This is a genomic window from Hydrogenophaga sp. 2FB, from assembly GCF_005503365.1.
GTDB lineage: Bacteria > Pseudomonadota > Gammaproteobacteria > Burkholderiales > Burkholderiaceae_C > Hydrogenophaga.
Window position 1 is genome coordinate 1 of sequence record NZ_SCML01000100.1, and the last position, 7,282, is coordinate 7,282.

The 7,282-nt window shown below is 68.3% G+C and carries 9 protein-coding genes; all 9 read right to left on the reverse strand.

Annotated features, from left to right (window positions below):
• Positions 1–267, reverse strand: a 267-nt coding sequence (locus FFS09_RS30010; RefSeq protein WP_137922562.1) for an aldehyde dehydrogenase family protein, incomplete at its 3' end; no start/stop codon positions are given.
• A 10-nt stretch (positions 268–277) separates the two neighbouring features.
• A complete protein-coding gene (locus FFS09_RS30015) occupies positions 278–1,075 on the reverse strand; it encodes an aspartate dehydrogenase (RefSeq protein ID WP_137922568.1) in 798 nt (265 codons plus the stop codon).
• Between the two features lie 41 nt (positions 1,076–1,116).
• A complete protein-coding gene (locus tag FFS09_RS30020; protein WP_137922563.1) occupies positions 1,117–2,793 on the reverse strand; it encodes a thiamine pyrophosphate-binding protein in 1,677 nt (558 codons plus the stop codon).
• Positions 2,790–3,620 carry an IclR family transcriptional regulator gene (locus FFS09_RS30025; RefSeq protein WP_137922564.1) on the reverse strand — a complete coding sequence of 277 codons (831 nt, stop codon included), beginning with the start codon at positions 3,618–3,620 and terminating at the stop codon, positions 2,790–2,792. The genes FFS09_RS30020 and FFS09_RS30025 overlap by 4 nt, the downstream gene beginning before the upstream one ends.
• A gap of 14 nt (positions 3,621–3,634) precedes the next feature.
• Positions 3,635–4,459, reverse strand: a complete 825-nt coding sequence (locus FFS09_RS30030) for an alpha/beta fold hydrolase (RefSeq protein ID WP_137922565.1) — start codon at positions 4,457–4,459, stop codon at positions 3,635–3,637.
• Between the two features lie 25 nt (positions 4,460–4,484).
• Positions 4,485–4,982, reverse strand: coding sequence for a cupin domain-containing protein (locus FFS09_RS30035; protein WP_252374571.1), 498 nt, complete (start codon positions 4,980–4,982; stop codon positions 4,485–4,487).
• A 124-nt stretch (positions 4,983–5,106) separates the two neighbouring features.
• A complete protein-coding gene (locus tag FFS09_RS30040) occupies positions 5,107–5,874 on the reverse strand; it encodes an SDR family oxidoreductase (protein ID WP_502703772.1) in 768 nt (255 codons plus the stop codon).
• Between the two features lie 4 nt (positions 5,875–5,878).
• Entirely contained in the window at positions 5,879–6,664 is a 786-nt protein-coding gene (locus tag FFS09_RS30045; RefSeq protein ID WP_137922566.1) for an ABC transporter permease, read from the reverse strand.
• A gap of 27 nt (positions 6,665–6,691) precedes the next feature.
• Positions 6,692–7,282, reverse strand: a 591-nt coding sequence (locus tag FFS09_RS30050; RefSeq protein WP_137922567.1) for an ABC transporter substrate-binding protein, incomplete at its 5' end; no start/stop codon positions are given.

Below are 7,282 nucleotides of genomic sequence, written 5' to 3' on the forward strand. Positions count from 1 at the left end.
TTGCAGCTGCGCGAGCTCTTCGCCGCGCTCGCGGATGCCGTTGGCGATGCGGTAGAGGATGCCGGCGCGTTCGTGGTGCTTGAGCTTGGCCCAGGCCGGCTGCATGCGCGCGCTCTCTGCGGCTTGCACGGCCTCGTCCACATCGGCGGCGGTGGCGGCGTTCAGGCGCGCCACGGCGCTGCCATCGTGCGGGTATTCGGTGGTGTATTCGGGGCCGGAGGCGTCCCGCCATTGGCCGGCGATGAAGCTTTGCAGTTTTTCGGTCATGGCGTGGGCCTCAGATCGTGACGGACGCAGTGCGGTTGTGCAGGAAGCGCAGGGCGGACAAAACCGTCAACGCCGAGGTCTTGGGGTTGTCGGGCAGCGGTTTGCCGCGCATGGTGATGCGCATTTCGCCGAACGCGCCGCGCACATCGATCTCGTGGATGTTTTCGGTCACGGTCGGGTCGGCGATCAGGCGCACGCGGGTCGCGTCCAGGCCCAGGCCGGCGAGCGACACGGTGGCGGCCACGTTGGCGTTCTTCGGGTACAGGTGCGCGGCCTCGCGCGCCGTGGCTTCGAGGATCACGGTGGGCTCGGTGATCGCGCCCAGGTCCGTCACCTGCTCGGCCGGGGTGCCGCGCCAGCCTTCGGGTGGTTTGCGGCCGGTGTAGGTCACGCTGTCCAGGCCGGCCAGGCGGGCGGATGCGATGGCGTCGATGCCGCCAATGGCGCCGGCCAGCAGGTGCACGCGCGTGCCGCCGCGCTGCGCGGCGGCGGCGAGCTTCTCGGGCAGGCCGTCTTCGGACAGTGCGCCGATGGACAGCACCGCGCATTCGATGCCGCGTTCCAGCGCGGGCAGCACATGGCTGCCAATGGCGCCATGGCCCGCGGCCTCCAGCAACAGCGTGGTTTCGGGCGGCACGGTGCTGGTGGCGATCAGGCCATCACCGACCTGCGCCTGTGTGTCGGCCACGTGGCACTCGGACACCACCACATGCGTGATGCGTACCGTGGGGTGGCCGGCCATGCGCGCGATCAGCGTGCGGCCGATGGCGCCAAAACCGATGAGCGTGACACGCTGGATGGAACTCATGGAGGTCACCTCGTGGTGTGCGCTGGCGAGTGGAAGACCGGTCATACCTCTTCTTCCTTCTTCTTGGGCGGGCCGGCGAATTTCACGGCGAACGCGCCCCAGGCGTTCATGTCCACTTCCACCACCACCGGGCCGTTGGCGGGCGCCAAGGCCTTCTCCAGCGTCTCGCGCGTGGCGGCCGGGTCGGACAATTTGTAGTGCGGCACCTGCATGCTGGCGCAGAACTGCGCGAAGTCGGGCGTGTGCAGTTCCACGTAGGCGTGGCGGCTGCCGTAGATGTCGTCCTGGATGTTCTTGATCACGCCATAGCGCTGGTCGTTCATGACGATGAAGACCACGTTGGCTTTCTCCTGCGCGGCGCAGGCGAGTTCGCCCACGTTGAGCATGAAGCCGCCGTCGCCGCAGAGCGAAACGGTGCGGCGGCCCAGCGCGTGTTCCGCGTCGGCCACGGCCGCGCCCACGCCCATGGCAAGGCCCTGGCCGATGCCGCCGCCCAGGGCGTGCACGCCGGCGCGCGGGTGGTTCAGCGCCGGGGCGCGGTTGCCCCACATGCTGTTGGAGAGCGTGATGTCGCGCACCCACCAGAGGTCTTTGCCCACCACCTCGGCGAGCGTGTTCTTGAGCTTGACGTATTGGCCCAGCGTGCCATCCACCAGCGAACCGGCTTCGGCGCGCGCGCGCTTCACGTCTGCGGCCAGCTGGGGGTCGATCTGCATGCGGCCTTCGAGGCGGTCGGCCAGCGCGTGGAGCGTGATCTCGGCGTCGCCGTGCACGAACAGTTCGCTGCTGTAGCCGCGGCCGTCGGTGAGCGTGTTGGCGTCGATGCGGTAGCGCGTGGCGGGCAGCTTGAGCTTGTAGTTCAGCGTTTCGTTGCTGCGCAGGCGCGTGCCCACGGCGAGCATGGCGTCCACCGTTTCATAGAACTCTTCGGCCGGCTTCTGCAGGTTGTACGAACCCAGCGTGGCGGGGTGGTCTTCGGGCACGATGCCGCGGCCCTGCACGGACGAGACGACCGCCCAGCCCATCTTCACCAGGCGCTGCGCCGCGGCGCTCGCGCCGCGCGCGCCACCACCCAGCCAGAGCAGCGGGCGCTTGGCGCTCAGCAGGCGCTCGGCCAGTGCGTCGACGGCGGCCAGGTTGGGTTGCACGGCGGGCACGGCCAAGGGCGACAGATCGGCCGGCAGGTCCAGCTTCATCTTCTGCACGTCGATCGGGATCTCGATGCTCACCGGGCCGCAAGGCGGCGTCTGCGCCAGGCGCACGGCCTCGCGCAAGGTGGCCAGGGCGGTCTCGGGGTTGCGGATGCGGAAGGCGTCCTTGCCCACCGACTTGAGCATCGCCAGCTGCGCCGGGTGCTCGTGGATGTAGCCCAGGTCGCGGTCGAGGAAGGGCGACTCGATCTGGCCGGTGAGGTGCAGCAGCGGTGTGCCGGCGGTGATGGCCTCGACCATCGCGCCCGCCGCGTTGCCACAGCCCGTGCCAGTGCTGGTCACACAAACGCCCAGCGTGCCGCTGACCCGCGCATACGCGTCGGCCATGTTGCAGGCACCTGCTTCGCCGCGTGCGGAGACGAAACGGATCTTCGAGCGCGTGTGGAACGCGTCGAGGATCGGCATGTTGTGGATGGAGATGACGCCAAAGGCGGCGCGCACGCCGCACTGCTCCAGGAAGCGGGCGGCGAGTTCACCCACGGTGATGCGTTTGTGTGTCGAGGTCATGCGACTTTCTTTTCGGTTGGTTTGGTTTGCCACCCGCCGCGATCGGGCGAATGGCTGATACGGGCGGTGAGCCGATCGGCCGCCTCGCGGACTTGCTGAATGAGTACCTCGAGCTCGCCGGGCTGCACTTGCTGCGCCGGCACGGTGATGCTCACGGCGGCGGCCACTTCGCCCCGGTCGTTGAACACCGGCGCGGCGATGGTGGAGATGCCGGTCTCGAAACCACCCTGGCTCACGCCATAGCCGCGCGCGCGGTCGGCGTCGATCAGCACCTTGAGCTGTTCGACGGTGGACGGTGTCTTGGGCGTGTAACTGGGCAGCTCGGGCTCGGGGTAGAGCTGGCGCAGGCCGTCGAGGTCGAGGTCGCTCAGCAGCAGGCGGCCCAGCACCGTGGCGTGGGCCGGCAGGCGCGCGCCGACCTGGATGGAGTGGAAGAGCGCGCTGCGGCCCGCGACCTTGGCGATGAAGACCGCGTCGCGCCCGTCGCGCACCACCACGTGGGCGGAGTAGCCGCTGGCGTCGCGCAGCGCTTCGATGACCGGGCGGCCGTATTCGGTGAGTTCCATGGAGGCCAGGAACTCGAAGCCCAGGCGCAGCACGGCCAGGCCGAGCTTGTAATAGGCGCCGTCGCCCACGCGCTCGACGAAGCCGCCTTGTTCCAGCGTCTGCAGCATGCGGAACACCGAGGCGCGCGGCAGTTCGAGCCGGCGCGAAATGTCCGCGCCGGTCAGCTCGCGCTCGTCGCGGTTGAACAGCATCAGCAGTTGCAGGCCACGCATGAGGGCGGGCACGGTGTAGCGGTCGTCGTTCTTTTCGGTGGTGGCCATGGTCTGTTCCTTGATCAGTTGAGACCCAGCAGGGTGTTGACGTTGCCGGGCGCTTCGAGCGGGCACGCATGGCCCGCGGAACCCAGATCATTCCATGCCACGCCAGCGGCCTTCGCCACGGCCTGGCAGGCTGCGGGAGTGGTGATGCCATCGGCGCTGCCGCTGGCCACCGCAATGGGCAAACGCAGCTGCGCCACGTCGTCGGCCAATGTGCCGTGGGCGAGCAGGCGCGCGGCCTGGGTGTAGCCGGCGGGAATCACCTGCGACATGCTCTCGCGCACCGCCTCGACCAGCTCGGCCGGCGCCCCGGGCGAGAGCATGGCCGCGCCACGCGCCTGCGCCATGCCCTGCGGGCCCAGGCGTTGCAGCGTGGCGAGGCGGTCGTTCAGTTTCTGTTCGCGCACGGCGGCCTCGGCATTGCCGTAGCCGCCCGCGGGCGAGAGCAGCACGAGGCGTTGCACGCGCGAAGGCGCCTGCAACGCGGCGCGCGCGGCCATCAGCGCGCCCAGCGAGTGGCCCACCAGCGTGACCGGCGTGCGCACGTTCAGCGCATCGAGCCAGGCCCAGACCCGCGCGGCGTAGTCGCCGGCTTGGGGCCAGTCGGCCGCCACCGGCGTGCTGGCGCCGTAGCCGGGCGCGTCCCAGGCCAGCACGCGCAAGGATGTGCCCTGCGCGGCTTCCAGCTGGCGCACCCAGCTGCCCGACGCCGAGCCGATGCCGTGCAGCAGCACGTGCGTCACCTCGGCGGCCGAACCCGCTTCGCGGTACGACACGCGCGCGCCATCCGCCAGCGCGGCATCGCGCAGCGGAAAGGACGCAAGGGCTTGCAGAGGTGTCATGTCGGTTCGTGGGAAGGACGGGGGATCAACGCTTGATCTTGGCCAGGGGCGAGTCAGGCGGGTACGTGGGGGTGATGGGCTTCGGCGAACCCAGCATCACGCACATCAGCGCGTCTTCGTCGCCCACGTTGTGCTCTTCGCGGTACACGCCAGGCGGCACCGAGATCAGGTCGCGCTCACCGACGATGGTTTCCCAGCGCTCGCCGTCCTTCTCACACACGACCTTCATGGCACCGCGCATGACGAAGAAAACTTCCTCCACGTCGTAGTGGATGTGCGAGGGGCCGATGTTGCCGGCCGGGATCACCATGGTGGAGAAGGTGAAGTGCGCGGCGGGCACGGTGTTGGTGTCCCCGCTCACGCCGGTGCCGCCCGTGCCCACGTAGCGCATTTGCGCGCGGCGGTACTTGGGGTCGAAATCGGCCTGGAACTTCAACGCGTCCCAGTCGTAGCTGCGGCTGGACTTGCGCGCGACGCGGCTGTCCATCCACTGCGCGAAGGTCTGGCCTTCGGCGCGCATCATGATGGTCTGCGTCTCGGCTTCGGACGGGATGTTGGGGTCCATCAGGCCGCGTTCGTTGAAGACGGGTGCGTTGGCCGCTGCGGTGGGTTTGTCGATGGTTGCAGTGCTCATGGGTTTCTCCTTTTCAGTTCATCGTGAAGCCGCCGTTGACGGGCAGCAGTTGACCGGTGATGAAGCCGCTGGCTTGCGTCAACAAGAACAGCGCGGCGGCGTTGACGTCTTCGGGGACCTGGGGTCGCTGGATCGCGCGGCCCTTGAGGTAGTGTTCGTGCCGGTCTTGCGGCACATAGGCGGTGGCTTCCACCAGGGTGAGGCCCGGGGCGATGGCGTTGACGGTGGTGCCGTCCTCGCCCATCTCGCGCGCCAGCGATTTCGTCATGGCGATCACCGCACCCTTGCTCGCCACGTAGGCCAGCAGGTTGGGCGCGCCCCACAGCGCGGTGTCGGATGCGAGGTTGACCACGCGCCCGCCGCCGCTGGCGGCCAGGTGCGGGCGGGCGGCGGCGGTGACGAGCCAGGTGCCGCGCACGTTCACGTCCATCACGAGGTCCCAGGTCTCGGGGCTGAGCTGGTTCATGCCCTTGCCGCCCGAGTTGGTGATGGCCGCGTTGTTGATCAGGCCGTCCAGGCCGCCGAGCCATTGCGCGGCGGCGTCCACGCCGGTGCGCACGCTGTTCGCATCGAGCAGGTCGAGCGGCACGTAGTGGGCGTTGGGGCCGAGGTCTTTCGCCAGTTGTTGGCCCGCCTCGTGCAGCACGTCGCTGATGACCACGCGCGCGCCGGCTTGCACCAGCGATTGCGCGAAGCTCGCGCCGAGACCACGTGCCGCGCCGGTGACGAGCACGCGGCGGCCGGTGAGAACGATTTCGTTGGACATGGTGGTGTTCGTCATCGGATCAGGCCACGCGCCGCTCGGCGCTGGGCAGGTAGTGCAGCACGCGCTTCTCGGCGATCACCACGGCGTAGTAGGCAAAGATGCCGATCACGGTGAGCGCGGCGATGACCACGAACACACCGGCGGTGTTGCCCTGACCTTCGAAGAACACCAGCAGGTAACCCAGGCCCATGTTGCCGCCCACCAGTTCACCGACGACCACGCCGATCACCGCCAGCGTGCTGGCGATGCGCAGGCCCGAGAACAGCGGTGGCAGCGTGGTCGGGAACTCAACCATGCGGAACACCTGCAGCCGCGTGGCGGAGAACGAACGCGCGAGGTTGATCAGGTCGTGGTCCATGGTGCGCATGGCCGAGAGCACGTTGATGAGCACCGGGAAGAACACGATCAGCACGGCCACCAGGATCTTGGGGTACATGGTGTAGCCCAGCCACATCACGAACAGCGGCGCGAACGCCACCTTGGGTGCGATCTGCAGCGCCAGCAGGTAGGGCGAGAGGATGGATTCCACCTTGGGCGAGAGGCCCAGGGCGTAGCCGATCAGCGCGCCCAGCAGCGAACCCAGAATGAAGCCCACCACGACTTCCGCCGCGGTGATGCCCGCGTGCCAGAGCAGGCGCTCGGTGCCCCAGATGCGCACGGCTTCGTCCCACACGCGGGAGAACGGTGGCAGCACGAACTCGGGCACGCCGAGCGCGCCGGGGCCGAACTCCCAGGCGGCCATGAACACCACCAGCACAGCCAGGCTCCAGAGCGCGGTGCTGTAGCGCTGCAGTACGTCTTTCATCTCGCGACTTTCTCGGGTGGGATGTGTTTACTTGCCCGACACGAACTGGTTCGTGTACAGGTCCTTGAGCGGGGTCTCTTTGGGCACCACGCCGTTGGTGACATAGAACTTCTGCAGCTCGCCCAGGCGCGCCTCGTCCATCAGGCCCGGCACCTTCTGCTTGGCGTAGACGTACTGGTTGAACAGTTCGAAGGCCTTCTGGATGCTGGCTTCCTTGCCCTTGTGCACCGGCACGTGCGCCACGTAGGCGATGGTGGCGGCCTTGGGGTCGGCCATGATGTCCTTCATGCCCTTGATCGTGGCGCGCACCAGCTTCTGGATGAGCTGCGGGTTCTTGGCGATGGTTTCGTCCGAGGCCAGGATGGCCTGGGCCATGCTCTTGAAGTAGAGATCGGCCGGCATGATGTCGACCTGCGCGCCCGCGTCCATCGCGCTCACGGTCCAGTCGGGCACACCGGCCATGGCCGATGCCTTCTTGGCGGCGAACTGCTGCCACACGCCGGCCGGGCCGGCGGCCTGGATGTTCACGTCGTTCTTGGTCAGGCCGACCTTGCTGAGCATGCCGAGCAGGGCGTAGTAGGTGGTGTCGGTGTAGGCGAGCACGGTCACGGTCTTGCC